The 18537-nt window shown below is 68.2% G+C and carries 16 protein-coding genes and 1 tRNA gene; 7 read left to right on the plus strand and 10 right to left on the minus strand.

Annotation, left to right across the window (positions count from 1 at the left end; genetic code table 11):
• The first annotated feature begins 29 nt into the window (after positions 1–29).
• Positions 30–1610, plus strand: a complete 1581-nt coding sequence (locus A37U_RS44105) for a hypothetical protein (protein WP_020497904.1) — start codon at positions 30–32, stop codon at positions 1608–1610.
• On the opposite strand, the gene A37U_RS44110 is transcribed toward A37U_RS44105, so the two are convergent.
• Together A37U_RS44110 and A37U_RS0117240 are read right to left on the minus strand one after the other, a co-directional pair.
• On the minus strand, positions 1577–3481 hold the full coding sequence (locus A37U_RS44110) for a tetratricopeptide repeat protein (RefSeq protein WP_276141491.1): 1905 nt from the start codon (positions 3479–3481) through the stop codon (positions 1577–1579). The two genes, A37U_RS44105 and A37U_RS44110, sit on opposite strands and share 34 nt — an antisense overlap.
• Before the next feature lie 77 nt (positions 3482–3558).
• A complete protein-coding gene (locus tag A37U_RS0117240; RefSeq protein ID WP_026197305.1) occupies positions 3559–4737 on the minus strand; it encodes a Glu/Leu/Phe/Val family dehydrogenase in 1179 nt (392 codons plus the stop codon).
• Between the two features lie 301 nt (positions 4738–5038).
• Here A37U_RS0117240 and A37U_RS0117245 point away from each other — a divergent pair, with 301 nt between their 5' ends.
• From A37U_RS0117245 to A37U_RS0117260, 4 genes are all read left to right on the plus strand, one after another.
• Complete coding sequence (locus A37U_RS0117245; protein WP_020497907.1) at positions 5039–5995, plus strand: LysR family transcriptional regulator; 957 nt, start codon at positions 5039–5041, stop codon at positions 5993–5995.
• Between the two features lie 114 nt (positions 5996–6109).
• Positions 6110–6466: a DUF3870 domain-containing protein gene (locus A37U_RS0117250; RefSeq protein WP_197284850.1), complete on the plus strand. Its 357-nt coding sequence runs from the start codon at positions 6110–6112 to the stop codon at positions 6464–6466.
• On the plus strand, positions 6463–7593 hold the full coding sequence (locus A37U_RS0117255) for a CaiB/BaiF CoA transferase family protein (protein WP_020497909.1): 1131 nt from the start codon (positions 6463–6465) through the stop codon (positions 7591–7593). Before A37U_RS0117250 ends, A37U_RS0117255 begins: the two co-directional genes overlap by 4 nt.
• Positions 7590–8762 (plus strand): acyl-CoA dehydrogenase family protein, encoded by a 1173-nt coding sequence (locus A37U_RS0117260; RefSeq protein WP_020497910.1) that lies wholly within the window; start codon positions 7590–7592, stop codon positions 8760–8762. Before A37U_RS0117255 ends, A37U_RS0117260 begins: the two co-directional genes overlap by 4 nt.
• 146 nt (positions 8763–8908) lie before the next feature.
• On the opposite strand, the gene A37U_RS53680 is transcribed toward A37U_RS0117260, so the two are convergent.
• On the minus strand, positions 8909–9214 hold the full coding sequence (locus A37U_RS53680) for a hypothetical protein (protein WP_020497911.1): 306 nt from the start codon (positions 9212–9214) through the stop codon (positions 8909–8911).
• Between A37U_RS53680 and A37U_RS53685 the strand changes: the two genes are divergently transcribed.
• Positions 9209–9628 carry a PadR family transcriptional regulator gene (locus A37U_RS53685; RefSeq protein ID WP_020497912.1) on the plus strand — a complete coding sequence of 140 codons (420 nt, stop codon included), beginning with the start codon at positions 9209–9211 and terminating at the stop codon, positions 9626–9628. The genes A37U_RS53680 and A37U_RS53685 overlap by 6 nt on opposite strands.
• A gap of 6 nt (positions 9629–9634) precedes the next feature.
• Here the strand turns inward: A37U_RS53685 and A37U_RS0117275 are convergent, their stop codons facing one another.
• The 4 genes from A37U_RS0117275 to A37U_RS0117290 all read right to left on the minus strand — a co-directional run bounded on the left by A37U_RS0117275 (position 9635) and on the right by A37U_RS0117290 (position 13960).
• A complete protein-coding gene (locus A37U_RS0117275) occupies positions 9635–10351 on the minus strand; it encodes a class I SAM-dependent methyltransferase (protein ID WP_020497913.1) in 717 nt (238 codons plus the stop codon).
• Complete coding sequence (locus tag A37U_RS0117280; protein WP_020497914.1) at positions 10348–11268, minus strand: phosphatidate cytidylyltransferase; 921 nt, start codon at positions 11266–11268, stop codon at positions 10348–10350. Before A37U_RS0117280 ends, A37U_RS0117275 begins: the two co-directional genes overlap by 4 nt.
• A gap of 73 nt (positions 11269–11341) precedes the next feature.
• Positions 11342–13030, minus strand: coding sequence for an APC family permease (locus A37U_RS0117285; protein WP_020497915.1), 1689 nt, complete (start codon positions 13028–13030; stop codon positions 11342–11344).
• A gap of 306 nt (positions 13031–13336) precedes the next feature.
• Positions 13337–13960 carry an ANTAR domain-containing response regulator gene (locus tag A37U_RS0117290; RefSeq protein WP_020497916.1) on the minus strand — a complete coding sequence of 208 codons (624 nt, stop codon included), beginning with the start codon at positions 13958–13960 and terminating at the stop codon, positions 13337–13339.
• 119 nt (positions 13961–14079) lie between these two features.
• Between A37U_RS0117290 and A37U_RS0117295 the strand changes: the two genes are divergently transcribed.
• Positions 14080–14152 (plus strand) — tRNA-Leu (locus A37U_RS0117295).
• A gap of 166 nt (positions 14153–14318) precedes the next feature.
• Here the strand turns inward: A37U_RS0117295 and A37U_RS0117300 are convergent.
• The 3 genes from A37U_RS0117300 to A37U_RS0117310 form a co-directional block, all read right to left on the minus strand.
• Positions 14319–15920, minus strand: a complete 1602-nt coding sequence (locus tag A37U_RS0117300; RefSeq protein ID WP_020497917.1) for an amidohydrolase — start codon at positions 15918–15920, stop codon at positions 14319–14321.
• A 66-nt stretch (positions 15921–15986) separates the two neighbouring features.
• On the minus strand, positions 15987–17336 hold the full coding sequence (locus A37U_RS0117305; RefSeq protein ID WP_040588065.1) for an amidase: 1350 nt from the start codon (positions 17334–17336) through the stop codon (positions 15987–15989).
• 29 nt (positions 17337–17365) lie between these two features.
• The gene (locus tag A37U_RS0117310) at positions 17366–18535 is read right to left on the minus strand and encodes a hypothetical protein (RefSeq protein WP_020497919.1); all 1170 of its coding nucleotides are present in this window, start codon (positions 18533–18535) and stop codon (positions 17366–17368) included.
• Positions 18536–18537 lie beyond the last annotated feature (2 nt).

An 18537-nucleotide genomic window follows, 5' to 3' on the forward strand; every position in this document is an offset into this window, starting at 1 on the left:
GGTTCGCGCGAGCAGAGGTTGCGGTAGGCATGGCGAATGGGGGCGCGAGGGCCGAGGAACGTACCTGGGGGACCTTCGGCTGCGAGCGCACGATCCTCTGCGTGGGCCGCTCACTGACCTCGGTGATCCGGCTGCTCGAGACGAGCGAGCTGTTCTCCGGGGATTTCCGGCTGCGCAGGCTGTTCACCCTGCAGGACGAGTTCCGGCACCGGGCCCACGCCGAACGGCTGCTGCGCGAGGCTCGGGTGGACCGCATCGTGCCGTGGTCACAGGCGAAGGACCAGCCTGCCGACCTGGTGCTCACCGCGAGCGAGAACATCGATCCGGCCACCGTGCGCGGACCGATCGTGGTACTCCCGCACGGCATCGGGTTCAACAAGTTCGTGCCCGAGCGGGACGGAAACGGCACCCGGATCGCGGGCGTGCCCTCCGCGGCGGCGCTGGGCAGTGGCCGGATCACCCTGGTGCTCGCGCATGCCGAACAGGAGCAGCAGCTGCGCGCGAGCTGTCCCGAGGTGCTCGGCCACACGGTGGTCACCGGTGATCCCACCGTCCAGCGGCTGGATGCGAGCCGCGCCCTGCGTGCCCGTTTCCGCCGGTTGCTCGGCACGGGTGAGCGTCGGCTGGTCTTCCTGAGTTCCACCTGGGGCCGCGCCTCCGCGCTCGGGCTCACCCCGAAACTGCCGCACGCGCTGCTCGCCGCGCTGCCCGCCGACTCGTACCAGGTGTGCGCGGCGCTGCACCCGAACATCACCTCGCACTACAACCGCGCGGATGTGGCGGACTACTACGCCGAGGCACTCGACGCCGGACTGGCACTGCTGCCACCCGAAGCAGGCTGGCACGCCGCCCTCGTCGCCTCGGATGTGGTGATCGCCGACCACGGCTCCCTCGGGTTGTACGCCGCCGGTCTCGGAAAACCCTTGCTGCTGACCGGTTCCGCCGAGGAGATCGTGCCCGGGACCCCGGTCGAAACGCTCGCGGGCCTCGCCCGTCGCCTGGATCCGCGCGGCGATCTGCGTGCCCAGATCGACGCGGCACCCGAGCATCGAACCGAGGGCACCCGCCAGGTCTTCGCGCACCGCGCGGATGCCGCGGAACGGGTGCGTGCCCTGCTGTACTCGATGCTCGGGCTCGACCCCGAACCGGAGGCACGGCTCGCCCGCGTCCCGGACCCGGCTCCCGAACGGCGCCCGGTGCGCGCCTTCCGGGTCCGGATCACCGAGACCGGGGAAACCCTTGTACTGGAACGGTTTCCCGCCTCGGTCGCCGCCGAGGAGCACTATCTGGTCGTGGATGAGGCGGATACCGATCTGCGGCGCGCCGAGAAGGCGGCCGTGCTGCTGACCGAGGACCCCGAGGCGACGCTCGCCCGTTATCCGGGTGCCCGGCTGGCCGCGAAACGGATTCCGCACGGTTGTCAGGTGTTCGGCCGCGCAGGCGAATCGGCCATCCTGTCCGGTGCCGATGCCTCCGTGCTCGCGGCCATCGCCTATCACCTGGTGTGCACGGGACGGTTCGACAGCACCGATTTCCCGGTCCGGCTCGGTGAGCACGAAACCACGGTGCGGGTGCGTCAGGTGGCTTCCGGTCCACCGAGCCAGGTGTAGAGCTCGCGAGCACGGGCCAGGTGCTGCTCCGCGTTCTCCCGGTCCACCTCGGCCAGCCGTTCGTAGGCCCGGGCGCGGTAGAACTCGTAGCCGTCCGCCAGCGTCGTGATCGCGCTCCGGAAGGTCTCTGCGGCCTGCTCGAATCGCCCCAGGCCATGGTGCGCCTCGCCGAGCGCGGTCAGCGTGCGGCCGGTCATCCGGATGTCCCCGGTTGCGCGGACGAGTGGAAGCGCCTCATCGAGAATGACATACGCGTCATCCGAATCACCCGCCCCGAGCCGGGATACACCGAGGAAATGCTTCGTGAACGCGTTCCCCCGGTCGTCCTCAGCCAGCGTGAACAGCTCGATGGCCCGCGCGTAAGCGGCGCGCGCCTTCACGTACTCGCCGATACTGTCATAGTAGCGGCCGTAGAGTTCCTCTATAGAGGCGAACAATCGCCGATCGGTGCTGTCCGCGACCAGTTCGCGCGCCCGGTCCAGTTCGGCCAGCGCCCGATCGAACTCACCGAGATCGCACCAGGCACGCGAAGAGAAGCTGCGCAGCCGGGCCTGCGCCGCACGATTGCCGAGGGACGCGGCCGCCTGCGCGCCCAGTTCACTGGTATCGATCCAGTCCAGCAGATAACGGCGGTTGAGGTACAGCGCCGTCACCGCCTCGGCGAGCTGCCACGCCTGATCCGCGAAACCGTGGTGCGCGGCGACCCGGATGATCGCGCGCAGATTGACCCGTTCGCGATCCAGCCAGTCGAGCGCCGATTTCTCGTCCGGGAACAGGAACTTGTCGAAGGTGCGCCCGCGCGGCACCCGATAACGCTCCTCGTCGAGCACCCACAGATCCGCCGCCGCGGCGTGCCGCAAGTAGTACTCGACGGCCGCGCGCAGCGTCGCGGTCATTTCGTCTTCGCTCTCGTACTCAGCAGCAACCTCGCGGGCATGCATATGAACGAGCACGTGAAAGCGATAGCGTCCGTTGCCCTCATCGGTGAGCAAACCTGAAGCGACCAGTTCCTCCAGAGCATCACCACCGGTCTCCGCAATCACTCCGGCACCAAGTTCGACGAACGGTAGTACCCCCAATCGTCGGTACAGCTGCGCAGCACTCTCACTCAACCGCGCATAACTCACCGAGAACACCGCGTCCACGCCGGAACTGCCTCGACGCAACGCTGACAACCGTTCCTCGGCGATCTGGTCCACCAACCGGGCCACCGTCAGGCTTGGATTGGCGCGCAACCGAAGCGCGGCAACCTGCAGTGCGATGAGCAGGCCACCACATTGGTGCACCAGTGTGGTGAGCGCTTCCGGCTCGGACTCTATGCGTTGTCCGGCAAGTTCGCGCAACACATGGGTCGCATCGCCCGGTTGCAACGGATCCACTCGCACAATCTCGGCACCATCAGCTGCAAGATCAACGAGATTGGCGTTCGTCGTCACCAAGACCACGCTGCCAGACGATTTCGGTAGAAAAGCTCGAACCTGTGCCGCGTCAGTAACATCGTCGAGCACGACCAGAAGCGGATCCCGTGCCGTCTTGGTCCGCCACAAACTGGCACGGTCTTCCAGGCTGTCTGGGAGCATCTCCTTCGAAACTCCGAGCGCCATCAGCTTTGCGCCGAGGAGATCAGCGAGGGAGACCCCCGTACCGAACTCCGCGTAAATATTCCCGCCGGAAAACACACCGCTGAGATCAGCGGACTTCCGCTGTACCAACGCCGTCTTGCCCACACCGGGAAGCCCGATACACACAACCACAAGTGGTCCTCGACCACTACGGTCCAGCAGAGCGGAAGTCATCGCAGCGAGCCGTTGTTCGCAATTTATGTAAACGCCCGATACGGGAACCTCGTTGGGCAGCTGGACAGTGGTCACCGGTTCTCCCCTCGCCGCGTGCGATGCGAGTGCACTCTACGACACGTGGCGAGGGGACGGCGGTGAACCACACCCCCTCAGGGAATCAGCACCGGGGCCGAATCCTCAGCCCGCTCCGCGGCGTTCGTCTCCGCCAGTTCGAAGGCGGTGGTGCGCGGGGCCGTCCCGTCGGCGAGCCAGGCCTGCATCAGGTAGGCGACCTTGGTCAGCATCTCGGAGCGCAGCTTGCTGAACGAGTCCGCGGGTTCCGCTCCGACCTGGCCGAGCAGCAGCCACCAGGCCCACGCGGCCGCACCCGCGTTCGCCACGAAGTCCGGGATCACCGGGACACCGCGCTCGGTCAACACGGCCTCGGCCTCCGGGGTGGTGCCGACGTTCGCGGCCTCCACGATGGCGCCGGCCCGCACCTGGGCGACGTTGTCCGGGGTGATCGCGTACGAGATCGCGGCCGGGATGAGCACGTCCACCTCGGTGGCGAGCACGGCCTCCCGCGGCAGGGCCCGCACGTCCTCGGGCAGCGCCCCCCGGTCGATCTCGCCGTACTCGTCGCGGGTGTCGAGCAGCGTGGGAACGTCGAGCCCCTCCGGGTGGAACAGGGTGCCCGCGGCGTCGGCGAGCGCGACGACCTTGGCGCCCGCGTCGTGCAGGTACCAGGCGGCCGCACCGCCCATCGTCCCGACGCCCTGCACCGCGATCGTGGTCTGCTCGAGCGGCTTCTCCCAGGCGTTGATCACCGCGAGGCTGGCCTGCGCCACCCCGTATCCGCCGATCACATCGCCGAGCAGGCCGCCGGGAACCGGGGCGTTGAGCCCGGCGTGCACCCGGCGGAGGGTGCGCTGCGAGTCGGTCGAGCGGCTGATCGCCGCGTGGTAGGACTGCTCGAGCCCGATCTGCGCGAACACCTCGTCGATCAGGTGCTGCGGGACTCCGAGGTCCTCGGCGGTGACCCAGTGGTCGTCCAGCCACGGGCGCATCGCGGTGCAGAACCGGGTCAGCACCGCGAACGCGCGCGGGTCCTTCGGATCGCAGTCGATGCCCGCCTTGGCACCACCGACCGGCAGGTTGAACACGGCGGATTTCACGGCCATACCCCTGGCGAGATCCTCGACCTCACCGATCGTGCAACCGGCACGCATCCGGGTGCCACCGGTCGCGAGGCCGGCGATCAGGGAGTGCACGACGAGGTAGCCGTGAATGCCAGTGACCGGGTCGGTCCAGGTCAGCCGGACCATCGGTTCGCGCGTCTGAATGGACATCGGCAGTACCTCCTCCATGCTCATTTGCTCGCAACGCGAGACATTCTGTGTTACTCGACTGTGATGTTGTCTGTTGACAGCGAGACGAACGGTCTCGCCATCGTCGACAGCTGGTCACCCATCGTGATCGGAGCGGCAATCCCGCTGCTTATTCGTCAGTTTGGGCAACTTTTGTGACGACCGTGTTAGCCGGTTGGGAACGACTGGTTGCCGTTCTTCACGGGGTATACCGCCGAGTGTGCGACATTAATTACGCACGTTCTAGTTAAGGATCATGGACTCATTCGTTTAGGATCGTTTGATGGAACTCTCGATGCACCGGCTGCGCCTGCTTCGCGAGCTCGCCCGCCGCGAAACGCTCACCGCCACGGCGACCGCGCTGCACTACACGACCTCCGCGGTCTCCCAGCAATTGCAGCAGCTCGAGCGGGAAGTCGGGCTGCCGTTGTTCGAGCGCATCGGGCGCAAAGTGGTGCTCACCGAGCTCGGTCAGCTGCTCGCCCAGCACGCGGAGGAGATCCTCGGCGCCGAGGAACGCGCGGTGATCGCGCTCGAGCGCGCCCAGGCCAATCTCGCCGCCAAGGTCTCGGTCGGAGTGTTCGCCACCGTCGCTGCCGGGCTGCTCCCCCGTTCCCTTGCCTGGCTGGCCACGCACTACCCGGACATCGAGGTGCACACCCGCGAGGTCGACCCGGAGGAGACAGCGCGCGCGGTCGGCCAGGGCGACTTCGACCTCGCCTTCGTGATCGACTACCCGGACGCGCCGATGCCCTGGGACGCCAATCTGGAGCGGCGCAACATCGGCCGGGAACGGCTGCACGCCGTGGTTCCCTCCGGGGCGCTGACCCCGCAGAGCCCGGTCGCGCTCACCGATCTGGCCGACGCGCGCTGGATCCTCGCGGGCAAGGCGAGCCACTTCGGCAACGCGGTCCGGGTCGCCTGTCAGCATCAGGGCTTCGAACCCGATGTGCGCCACGAGGTCGAGGAGCAGGCCACGGCGATGGCCATGGTCGCCGCGGGCCTCGGCGTCACCCTGGTCCCCGACCTCGGTCTCGCGTTCCGCTGGTCCGCGGTCGAGGTCGTCGAACTGGCCGACCCGATCACCAGGGACATCGCCATCGCCTACCGCACCTCCGCGCATCGCAGGCCCGCCCTGCGCGTGGTGATCGACGCGTTCGCCACCGCCGCGGATCAGCTCGGCCTCACCGGGTCCACCGAAGGGCCGCTTGACCACGGGGCAGCGGCCTCGGCAAGATAGGTTGCGCTGCCAGCCCGCTGCGGGACGCCGGACCGGTGTCCTGATCAGGCGAGCCTCCCCAGCATGGCCCGCAATGATCGCGGGCGATGAATGCTGTCGAACGGGAGGCATGCCGTGGACCTATTCGAGTTCTTCCGCGAACAACTCGCCGCCGGAACCAATCTCGTGCTCGTCTCGGGTTACGCGCGGCTTCCGGACGCGGTCGCCAATCACTCCCAGTACGAACGGGTCGGCGTGGTCCTCGTCGTGGACCTGGACTCGGGCACGGTCGTCGCGGCCGAACCGACCATGCTCACCTCGCTGGCCAAGGACTTCTTCCGCGCACTCGTCGAGGAGACGAGCGTGTACACCGAGGCCACCGAGGTGCTGCGGCGCATCGAGACACACTACAAGGGCGGTTCCGGCGCTGCCCTGGTCACCGCGTTCCGCAAATGCCTGGAAAGTGTCTACGTCGCACGGAACAACGGATGAGCGCGCCACTGTCCGGGGTCCGGGTGGCCGATCTGTCCAGGGTGCTTTCCGGGCCCTACGCCACGATGCTGCTCGCCGACCTCGGCGCCGAGGTGATCAAGGTCGAGCAGCCGGGACGCGGTGATGACACCCGAGCCTGGTCGCCGCCCGAGGCCGGTGGAGAGAGCAGCTACTACCTCTCGCTCAATCGGGGCAAGCGCAGCCTCGCCATCGACCTCGCGAGCCCCGAGGGCCACGCGCGCGCCCTGCGGCTGTGCACGGAGGCCGACATCGTGGTGCAGAACTTCCGCCCCGGAACCGCGGACCGGCTCGGCCTCGGCTTCGCGGATGTCGCCGCGGTCAACCCGGATGTCGTGTACTGCTCGGTCAGCGCTTATCCGGACGGGCACCCCGAGGAAGGGCAACCGGGCTTCGATGTCGTGCTCCAGGCCGAATCCGGGTTCATGGCGATCACCGGGGACCCCGAGGGGGAACCGGTCAAGGTCGGTGTCGCCATCGTGGATGTGCTCACCGCGCTGAACACCTCGACCGCGATGCTCGCCGGTCTGCACAAGGTGGCGCGCACCGGAGCGGCCGAGCACATCCGGGTCTCGATGCTCGGCTCCGCGCTGTCCGGTCTGGTGAACATCGCCCAGGCCGCGCTGGTGACCGGTACCGAGCCGGAGCGCTACGGCAACGAACACCCGAGCGTGGTTCCCTACCAGCCTTTCCAGGCAGCGGACGGGAAAGTGCTCATCGCCGCGGGCAACGACGCGCTGTTCGGCAAGCTGTGCGAACTGCTCGGCCGCGCGGATCTCGCCGAGGATCCGCGGTATGCGAGCAATGCGCTCCGGGTCGCCAACCGGGAGACCCTGTTGCCCGCACTCGCCGGGCGCATCGTGGAGTGGCCCGCCGAAAAGCTCGTCGACGCGCTGCGCACCGCGGGAGTGCCAGCGGGCAATATCCGCGGTGTGCTCGATGCACTGCGGCACGGCGGTTCCTCGGTCACCGCGCAGCTCGAACACCCCACGGCGGGCACACTCACCATGCCCCGTCCCGGTTTCCGGTTCACCGGTTCGGAAACCTTCGCCACCCTTCCCCCACCGTTTCTCGGTGAACACACAGATGCAGAACAGGAGCAAGAATGAGCGTCAAACAGGCCGATCCGCACGATTTCCTCGGGATCGACGCCGATCTCGGCGACACCGAACGGGACGTTCGCGATGCCGTGCGCGCCTATGCCCGCGAGGAGCTGACCCCGCACATCGCCGACTGGTACGAGAACGGCGGCCTGCCCCGCGAACTCGCCTCCGGACTCGGCAAGCTCGGCCTGTTCGGCATGCACCTCGAGGGGTACGGCTGCGCCGGGCTCTCCGCGCTCGCCTACGGGATCGCCTGCCGGGAGCTCGAGGCCGTCGACTCCGGGCTGCGCAGCTATGTGTCCGTACAAGGATCGCTGGCCATGTTCGCGATCCACCAGTGGGGAACCGAGGAGCATCGAACCGAGTGGCTGCCCCGGATGGCCGCGGGGGACGCACTCGGCTGCTTCGGGCTCACCGAACCGGATTCCGGCTCGGACCCGGGTTCCATGCGGACCACCGCCCGCCGTGAGGGTTCGGACTGGGTGCTCAACGGGACGAAGATGTGGATCACCAACGGGACTCTCGCCGATGTCGCCGTGGTGTGGGCGAACACCGATGAGGGTGTCCGTGGTTTCGTGGTCCCCACCGACACCCCCGGATTCACCGCCAACGAGGTCAAGCACAAGCTTTCCCTGCGCGCCTCGATCACCGCCGAACTCGTGCTGGAGAACGTCCGGCTGCCCGGGTCCGCGGCCTTCCCGGATGTGCGCGGCCTCAAGGGTCCGCTTTCCTGCCTCAACGAGGCCCGGTTCGGCATCCTGTGGGGTGTGGTCGGCGCCGCGCGCAGTTGCTATGAATCCGCGCTCGACTACGCCAAGACCCGCGAACAGTTCGGCAAACCGCTCGCGGCTTTCCAACTCACCCAGCGCAAACTCGCCGACATGCTCGTCGAGGTGAACCGCTCGGCGCTGGTGGCGCGCCAGCTCTCCACGCTCAAGGACGCCGGGGAACTCGCCCCGACTCAGGTCAGCTTCGGCAAATTCGCGAACGTCCGCTCCGCCATCGAGGTCGCCCGCAGCGCGCGAACCGTGCTCGGCGCGAACGGAATCACCCTGGAGTACCCGGTGATGCGGCACATGAACAACCTGGAGACCGTGCTCACCTACGAGGGCACCGAGGAGGTGCACGCCCTGAGCCTCGGCGCCGCGGTGACCGGAGTCCAGGCCTTCCGCTGACCGGGCCCGATGCCCCCCTAACTGAATATCTCGACAGATCGGTGTTGCATCGCGATAGTTTTCGATATATCGTTAATGATGTCAGCACCGAGCTGTCGCGGATCCAGCGGGGTCCGCCACGAGAGAGGGGCAAACCCATGCGTCAGTCATTCGGATTTCACGGAGACGGCTTCCACCGGCAGCACGACCACCCGCACCGGCGCCCGCATCCGGGCCACGATTTCGACCCGCACGCCCGCGCCCGGCACGGCGGCCCGTTCGGTGGCTTCGGCCCCGGCGGTTTCGGACCGGGCTTCGGTCCCGGCGGTTTCGGTCCACCCCAAGGGTTCCCGCCCGGATTCGGGGGGCCGTGGCAGGGCCGGGGCCGGGGCGGCGGACGAGGAAGAGGCCGCCAGCGCCGCGGTGATGTCCGCGCCGCGGTGCTCGCCCTGCTCACCGAGCGCCCGATGCACGGCTACGAGATGATCCGCGAGATCACCGAACGCAGCGGCAACGCCTGGCGGCCGAGTCCCGGTTCGGTGTATCCCCTGCTGCAGCAGCTCGCCGACGAGGACCTGATCACCGAGAGCGGTGAGGGCCGGGGTGGCAAGAAGCTGTTCGCCCTGACCGAGGAGGGCAAGCAGGAGGCGGAACAGCACACGGAGAACCCGCCGTGGGAGCAGGCGGCGGCCGAAGCGCCCGCCGAGGACAGCCCGTTGCAGGCCGCGGCGGCTCAGCTGGCCGGGGCGGCCGTGCAGCTGTTCATGGTCGGCTCGGCGGACCAGAGGAACCGCGCGGTCACGATCCTGAACAACGCCCGCAAGGAGCTCTACGGCATCCTCGCCGAGGACGCTCCCGCGGACGACGGGGAACAGGACGAGGACTGAGCAGGTCTAGGAGTCCAGGATGATCCCGGTCGGTTTGCTGCGAACCCGCAGCCGGTAACCGACCGGGATCTCCGTTCCGCAGGTCTCGGCGATCGCGCGGCGGGCCACTTTCGCGGAGAATTCGATACGCAGCACCGCTTCCAGCTCGGCCCGCCTGGCGAACCGCCAGGTCGTGGCCACGTTCCTGCTGGTGAACCCCTGCGTGGTGAAGAACTGTTCCACCTGCCCCGGTTCGTAGTCCGGCAAGTCGGCGCACAGCCAGTCCCCGTAGGGGGCCGCGAACCCGTCGAGGTCCACGATCGCCAGTACGCCACCGGGGCGCAGTACCCGGTCCGCCTCCCGCAACCCCGGTTCGCAACCGGGACCGAAAAAGTACGCGGTCCGCGCGTGCAGCACATCGGCACTCGCGTCCGGCAGCGGAAGAGCCTGCGCCCGTCCCGCGAAAGCCTTGGCATTCGGCAGATCGGCGACCCGCTCGCGCGCCCGTTCGCGCAGCGGCGGATGCGGTTCCACACCGATCACGCTCGCCGCCCGCACCGCGAACCGGGGCAGGTGGAAACCGTCCCCACAGCCGACGTCCACCACATCGCGACCGGTGCACGGGGCGTGTTCCTCGATCGCCGCCCACACCGCGCCGTGCACGTCCTGTGCCGCGTTCTCGATCGCGTAAGTCTTCGGCCAGCGCCAGATGTTCGGGCTCGGCCGGACGGATTCGGCGGTCATCCCCCGGTGGGCAGCATGAGCCCGAGCATCATCCAGGACAGCACCGCCGAGGGCAGCAGCGAGTCGAGCCGGTCCATCAGCCCACCGTGCCCCGGCAACAGCGTGCCCATGTCCTTGATCCCGAGATCCCGCTTCACCAACGATTCCATCAGGTCGCCGAGGGTCGCGGAACAGACGACCGCCACCCCGAGAATCGCGCCCTGCCACCACTGCCCGTCGAGTAGCAGCCAGATCGCGAGCCAGCCCGCCACCAGGCCGGAGACCAGCGAACCGGCGAATCCCTCCCAGGACTTCTTCGGGCTGATCGAGGGCGCCATCGGGTGCCTGCCGAGCAGCACCCCGGCCGCGTATCCGCCGGTGTCCGAGCACACCACCACGATCAGGAAGGTCAGCACCCGGCCGACCCCGTCCAGCGGGAGCACCAGCAGCGCGGCGAACGAGGCGAACAGGGGCACATAGGCCGCAGCGAACACCGAGGCCGCCACATCCCGGAGATAGCCGTCCGCCCCGGAACGCATCCGCCACAGCAGGCAGGCGAGCACCGTGGCGACGAACCCGACCAGGGCGCCGCGCAGACCGAACGGCCAGGTCAGCCACACCATCGCCTGACCACCGAGCAGCAGCGGAACCCGGGCGATCCGGATGTCGGCGCCACGCCGGAAGGCCCCGGCCAGTTCGATGGTGCCGACCGCGACCGCCGCGGCGATCACGATCAGGAACAGCTGCCGGTAGGTCAGCAGGGCGGCGAGCACCGCGGCGCCGAGCGCGAGCCCGACGCCGATCGCGGCGGGGAGATCGCGCCCGGCGCTGCGGGCGGGCTTGCCCGATTCGGCTGTCCCGCCCTCCGCGGCCGGAGCGCCGGGTTCCCCAGGCTCATCGACGCCGCTGTTCTCGGCGTCGCCCTGCTCGGCATTCACAGCAGCCGAACCTACCTTGAGCACGGTCGCACTACCTGTTCGGAGGGTCGGTTGACGGAATCGATGGCGTGGGTCACTCGGCGCCGAGCGCGGTCTCTTCTTCCGCGGCCTCCGAACGCGCGTTCTCGATCTCCCGCTCGACCCGCACCGGGGAGAGGCCGGAGCGGATCGCGAAGACGTAGGTGCCGAGCGAGACCACGAACATGGCCAGCGCGCCCCAGCCGAGGCTGAGCACCTTGAGCCCGCCGCCGTAGTCGCCGAGGTAACTGATCACCGCGAGCAGCACGAGCCATGGAATCACCCAGGCGCCCGCCTTGAGGTCCAGCGGCGGCAGCTTGCGCTTCGAAGTGGCGATGAAGACCGGCAGCAGGACCAGCCCGAGCAGCAGCATCAGGAACAGCTTCCAGTTCGTGTCCCAGCCCGCCCAGAACACGATCATGTTCGCCGAGAAGAACGCGAGGAACGGGATGATGTCCCCACCGGCGAGCCTGAACGGGCGCGGGAAGTCAGGGGCCCTGCGGCGCAGCAAGGCCAACACGATCGGCCCGCTGCCGAACGAGAGCACAGTCGCCGAGGTCACCAGGCTCACCAAGCTCTGCCAGCTCGGGAACGGCAGGAAGAAGATCAGCCCGACCACGAAGGTCACGAGCAGGCTCACCACCGGAACACCGCGCTTGCTGACCTTGGTCAGCGACTGCGGGGCATTGCCGTTCTGCCCCATGGCGTACGAGATGCGCGCCGTGACGGTGTTGTAGATCAGACCGGTGTCGCCGGGCGAGACCACCGCGTCGATGTAGAGGATGATGGCCAGCCAGCCGAGCCCGAGGATCGTGGCGATCGCGGCGAGCGGACCGAAGTCGTTGGCGAAGCTCAGGTGTTCCCAGCCGCCCGCCTTCGCCAGATCACCCGGCTGCACCACGCCGACGAACGCGATCTGCAGCAGCACGTAGATCACACCGCAGATCAGCACACAGCCGATGACCGCGATCGGCACGTTCCGCTTCGGGTTCTTGGACTCTCCCGCCAGCTCGATCCCTTGGCGGAACCCGATGAAGGAGAACGCGATACCCGCCGTGGCGATCGCGGTGAACACACCTTCCCAGCCGCCCGGCATGAAGCCGTAGCGGGTGAAGTTCCCGGAGAAGTGGCCCAGCTTGAAGCCGAAGTACAGGAACGCCGCGATGACCACCACGATCACCAGCAGCTTCCACCACACCAGCGCGTTGTTGATGCGCGCGAAGTACTTCACGCCGTAGTAGTTGATCAGCACGAACACGGCCATCAGGATCACCGCGACCACCGTGCCGAAGCCGGTGAGCGTGTACACCGGATCGGCACCGGCCTCGAGCTGGTGCGGCGTCATCATCGCCGGCAGGCCGAGCGACTGGATGTACCCCGTTGAGTACTGCAGCACCGCCTCGACCTCGACCGGTGGAATGGACACCGCCGCGAGCCAGGTGATCCAGCCCATCACGTAGCTGGCGAAGGAACCGAAGGCGATGTGCGGGAACCGCACCACCCCGCCGGAGATCGGGAACATCGTGCCCAGTTCGGCGAAGCACAGCCCGATGAACAGGATCATGACCGCGGCGATCGCCCAGGAGAGCAGTGCCGCCGGGCCGGCCAGCTTCGCGGCCTTCAACGCACCGAACAGCCAACCGGAACCGATGAGTGAGCCGACACCGGCGAACAACAGCCCGACGAGACCGAGGTCCCGGCGCAGCTTGTGCCCGCCTTCTCCACCGTGTTGTGTTGTGGCCATCTCCGCGCGGCTCCCTTGCTCATGGCTTCTGAGGCGATTTCCAGCGCCGGTATCGTATGGGTGATCCGACCCGGACACGTAACGACGCGCGGTGGAACCTACCCAATCATTGAACCGGATAGGTTACGAAACGATCAAAAAGTTACCGACCGTGGCGATATGCGACGGAATTTGCCCGATCAACCGGATTTGACCGAAGCGGGCTGCGCCAGCCCGGATACGAACCGTGACGAGCCGTAGCCGACAAAACGCGCGCCGAGGATGGGGATCACCAGCATCGGCGCGCGTCCGGGTCGAACCGGGATTTCAGGGTTTCACGGTCTCCACGACCGCCTGGGCCACATCGCGCATCGTGCTGCGGCGGTCCATGGCGGTGCGCTGGATCCAGCGGAACGCGTCCGGTTCCGAGAGGCCGTGCTTGGTCATCAGCAGACCCTTCGCGCGGTCCACCAGCTTGCGCGTCTCCAGGCGATCGGTCAGGCTCGCCACCTCCGACTCGAGCGCGGAGAGCTCCGCGAACCGGGAGACGGCCAGCTCGATCGACGGGGTCAGGTCCGACTTGCTGAACGGCTTCACCAGGTACGCCATTGCACCCGCCTCGCGCGCCCGGTCCACCAGGTCCCGCTGCGAGAACGCCGTCAAGATCACCACCGGAGCGATCCGCTCCTCCGCGATCTTCGCCGCCGCGTCGATCCCGTCCAGCTTCGGCATCTTCACGTCGAGCAGTACCAGGTCCGGCTTCAGTTCACGCGCCAGGGAGACGGCCTGTTCCCCGTCCCCCGCCTCGCCGACCACCTCGTAGCCTTCCTCGCGCAGCATCTCGACCAGGTCAAGGCGGATCAGCGCCTCATCCTCCGCGACCAACACCCGGCGTTCGGCCTTCTGGTCATTACCACCGGTCGTCTCGCTCACCAAGACCTCCATCGACATCAGCTTGACGGGACACCGGCCTCCCCCGGCACCCTGCGTGATTATCGTACCTATCAACGCACCGCCCGACCCGCCCACGGGAGCCATCTCACGGTCACGTTATTCTCTGGCACGACAGCGCCCCCGTAGCCCAATGGCAGAGGCAGCGGATTCAAAACCCGTCCAGTGTGAGTTCGACTCTCACCGGGGGCACTCGCAGCAATCACATCAGGCTCGGTCCGCCCGTTCTCTCCTGCCTCCATAGCGGCGTTGCCGGTATCGCCGGTGGTCCGACTCGACGAAACCGGGCGCCACACCGATCGCGCCCGGCGTCCTTCCGGACCGGGCCCCGGCTCGAGCGCCGTACGGAGTGCGTGCGTTACCGGCTGGGGTGCTCCCTCGACCACACTCGTTCGGCCCCGACCCAGGTCTGTTCGACGGTGATATCGGTAAGCTCCCTGTCCGGCACGATGCGGGGATCCCGGTCGAGGAGCACGAAGTCCGCGAGCATTCCCTCCGCGATGCGGCCCTTCCGATCCTCCTCGCCGCAGGCATAGGCGGATCCCGTCGTGTAGAGCGCGATGGCTTCTTCCTTGCTGATGCGCTGATCCGCGCCGAGCAGCGTGCCATCCGCCGTTTCACGGGTGACACAGGATCGGAGGGCGAGCCGCACATCGTAGGGACCGCACGGGAAATCCGACGATCCAGCGACCGGGATCCCTGCGTCGAGCAGCATCCGGTGGGCGAACATCCGCTCCGCGCGCGCGTTTCCGTAGTAACCGGACAGCTTCTCGCCGTGAAAGGCCACGTAACTGCCGAACGGAACGGCCACCATGCCGAGCGCGGCGATGCGGGCCGACAGGTCCGGATCGACCAGGGTGCAGTGCTCGATCCGGTGCCGCGCAAGGGGACGCGGGTGCTCGCGCTGCGCGGCCTCCACGGCATCGAGCAGCAGGCGGATGGCCCGGTCCCCGTTGGCGTGCACGCACACCGTACTGCCCGCGGCATGCACCCGGGAGACGAAGTCCCGAAGCTCTCCGGTCGGCATGGCCTGGATCCCGTGACCACAGGAATCCTGGTAGGGCTCCTCGAGCAAACAGGTGCCCCCGGCGACGGCGCCGTCCACGAATGCCTTGATCCCGCCGACCCGCAACCGGCTGTCCCCGAGCCCGGTCCGCATCCCCAGTGTGGCCATCGCGTCCACTCCGGGGTAGGCCAGCAACATGTTCACCCGGAGCGTGAGTTCCTCTCTGGCATGTGCCTCCTGCAGCAGCCGCAGGCCGCGCGGCCACACCAGCGCATCCCCGACCGAAGTGATCCCGGCTGCGTGCATCATCTCCTGATACCGGTGCAGCCCGCGCAACCGCTCATCGATGCCGCGTTCCGGGATCGCCGGCTCCACCAGTTCGAACATCGCCCGCTCGTACACCGTGCCGGTAAGCCGCCCCTGCGCATCACGGCCGAGTTCGCCGCCCTCGGGAAGCTCGGTGTTCTCGTCCAGTCCCGCCGCGCGCAGCCCGGCGGAATTGAGCACGCCCCAGTGCATACCGATCTGGCGCAGAAACACCGGATGCTGCGGGCAGATCCGGTCCAGTTCCGCGCGGGTCACCACGGTGGCACCGGTGCTCTTGGCGTGGTCGTAGCGGCTGCCGATCACCCACTGCCCAGCGGGCGTGCGCGCGGCACGTTCGGCAAGGGCGGCGAAGAGTTCCGCCCGGGAGCCGATGAGCTCGGGCGAACAGTCCACCTCGAGCAGTTGCTCGGCCATGATGCTCGGGTGCTGATGCGCGTCGTTGAACCCGGGGAGCAGCACCGAGTTCCCGAAATCATGCACCTCGGCCTCGGGAAACCGGGCACGCAAGCCGTCCACCCCGCCGGTGGCGACGATCGTCTCGCCGAAGGTGGCGAAGGCCGTCACCTCGCTTCCGGTCATCGTGTGCACGGTCTCGGCGGTGAAGATTCGCGCCTTGCCAGCCGTCATTCCGGGGTGTCCTCCAGTCTTGGCGGTACTCGGTCCTCGTAGGCCGGATGCTCAGGGTCCGGATGTTCAGTCCTCGAACACACGTGCCGCCTCGAGCAGCGTGCGTTCGGCGAAATGCGGTGCGACAAGCTGAATCCCGCACGGGTGTTCGCCGTGCGAACCGCCCTGCGGCGGCACGCTCACCGCGGGATGTCCGGTGTGGTTGAACAGGGAGGTACCGCGCACCATCGCTGCCGTGGGATCGGTCGGCACGCCATCGACGGTGATGGCGGCCTGCCCGTAGTGCGGCGGGTGCACGGTCATGGTCGGCATGGCGAGCAGATCCACCCCGGCGAACAGGGCGTCCACCTGACGACGCAATTCACCGCGGCTGTGTTGCGCCTCGAGGTACTGGTCGGCGTCTATCGCCGCTCCGGCCTCGATCGCCTCGCGCATCGGTGCCCGGTACCGGTTCTCCCGGGCACCGAATCGGTGCCGGTGGTAAGCGGAGAGCTCACTGGACAACAGCGTCCAGTGCACCTGCTTGACCGCGTCGAGATCGGGGAACCGCAACGGGCTGATCCGGGCCCCGGACCGGCGCACACGATCGATGGTCTCGGTGAACGCGGCCCGCACCGTAGCCTCGTACCCGCTCAGATCCTCGGGGATGCCGATCCGGTAGCGCGCCGCATCGGGTGCGGAAGGAAGGAATCCCCGCGGTCGCGCCGGGAGCATGGCCTCGAGGAACAGGGCAGTGTCCTCGACCGTGCGCGCCAGGGTGCCGATGTGGTCGAGCGAGGGGGCCAGGGAGATGACCCCGTCGGTGGGCAGCAGTCCATGGGTTGGCTTGAGTCCGGTGACCGCGCAGCAGTAGGCGGGTATCCGCACGCTGCCCCCGGTGTCGGTGCCGATGGCCGCGAAACACATCCCGGCCCGCACGGCCGCCGCCGAACCACCGCTCGACCCACCCGGGCTGAGCCGCTCATCGAGCGGGTTGCGGGCCGGGCCGACCGTGGTGAGTGCGAACTCGTCGAGTGCCGCCTTGCCGATGATGACCGCGCCCGCGGCGCGCAGCGCGGCGACGACGGCGGCGTCCCGGCTCGCGGTATTGCCGGCCAGCACCCGCGATCCGGCCTCCAGTGGCACACCGCGTACGGCGACCAGATCCTTGACCGCGACCACGACGCCGTCCAGCGGGCCGCGCGCAGCACCGCCGGCGAGCCGTTCGGTGGCCGCCCGCGCCGCTTCGAGTGCCTGTTCCGGGGCGGCGTGACTCAACGCGCCGAGGCTCGGATTGCGTTGCTCGACCCGGTCGAGCGCAGCGTTCGTCAGTTCGAGCGGAGAGAGCTCACCGCGGTCGAAGAGTCCGCGTACGGTGCGGATCGGGGCGAGCAGCAGCTCGGCGAGGTCCCCGTTGTCGTTGGGGTGGTGGGACATCTCGGTTCCTCCGAACGGTCGTGAATCGGTCACAGCGATCCGGTCAGCTCGGCGAGGCGCAGCAGACCGGTCCCGGCGAGGGTGATCACGGTCATCGAGAACACGCTTCCGATGAACTGGTGGAAATCCGCGGGCAGCCGGGCGATGACCGCGGCGGCCAGTGGTGGCCCGAGTGCTGCACCGAACACGGCGGCGAAGAGGATCACCGGCCAGCTCCCGCCATAGGCCAGCACCGCCGCAGGCGCGAGTGAGACCACCGGGACGAAAGTCGGGTACCAGCCACGAGTGCGCCACCGGTCCGCGTGCCACCACACCGCCAACGATGCGGTGACCAGCTGGGCGGCGAGCATCTGGGGCACCAGGTTCGAGGCGTAACCGGGCAGTCCGGGGTCCAGTGCCCAGGTCAGCAACAGACCGGCGAACATGCCGAGGGTGGCCAGTTCGTTGCCGTAAAACTGGGCTTCGGTGAAATCGGCGAGCACCCGTCTCGGCAGCCAGGACGGCGACGGTGGCGGCGGTGCGGCGGCCGGAACGGGCTCGGTCACCCGCATCCACGGCAACGACCGGCAGGCGGCGAAAGCGAGCAGCGCCCCGGTCCACATACCGGTGACATTGCCGGCCACATTGGGCAGCCCGAGCGGACGGCACACGAAGTCCACCACCAGGATCGCCAGTGGGGCGGCGAACAGCGCACCGAGCCCGGCCGCAGTCAGCGCCACGCGCCAGCCCGCACCGTAGACAAGCACGATCGCCGGGGACACCGACACGAAGGCCACGAAAGTGGGCTGCCACTGCTGAGTGCGTGTCCACCACCAGAGTGCGTGGGAGAGCAAGAGACCGGTCAGCGCGGCGAGCAGTACCCAGCCGAACAGCCCCGTCCCACAGCTGAGCGCGAACCCGCGCAGCCGGTGGCGCCGCACGGAGAGCCGGTGCGCGAGTACCGCCATGATCAGCATTCCCACCCCGGCGGGGAACACGGCGTAGAACTGCGCCTCGGTGAGGTCGCCGAATATCTCGCCCAGCCAGGCCTGCGGAGCCAGCGGCCCCCAGTCCATGGTGCGTGCGCCGAGCACGGCCTGCAGAGCCCCGAGCCCTTCCTTGACCACCACGGCCGCCAGGCAGCAGCAGATCAGCGCGGGCAGCAGGCGCACGCGCAGGCTCGAACGACTGGTCACTACGCCCTCATCGGCCTTGTCCATCG

This window comes from Sciscionella marina DSM 45152, from assembly GCF_000379465.1.
Taxonomy (GTDB): Bacteria; Actinomycetota; Actinomycetes; order Mycobacteriales; family Pseudonocardiaceae; genus Sciscionella; species Sciscionella marina.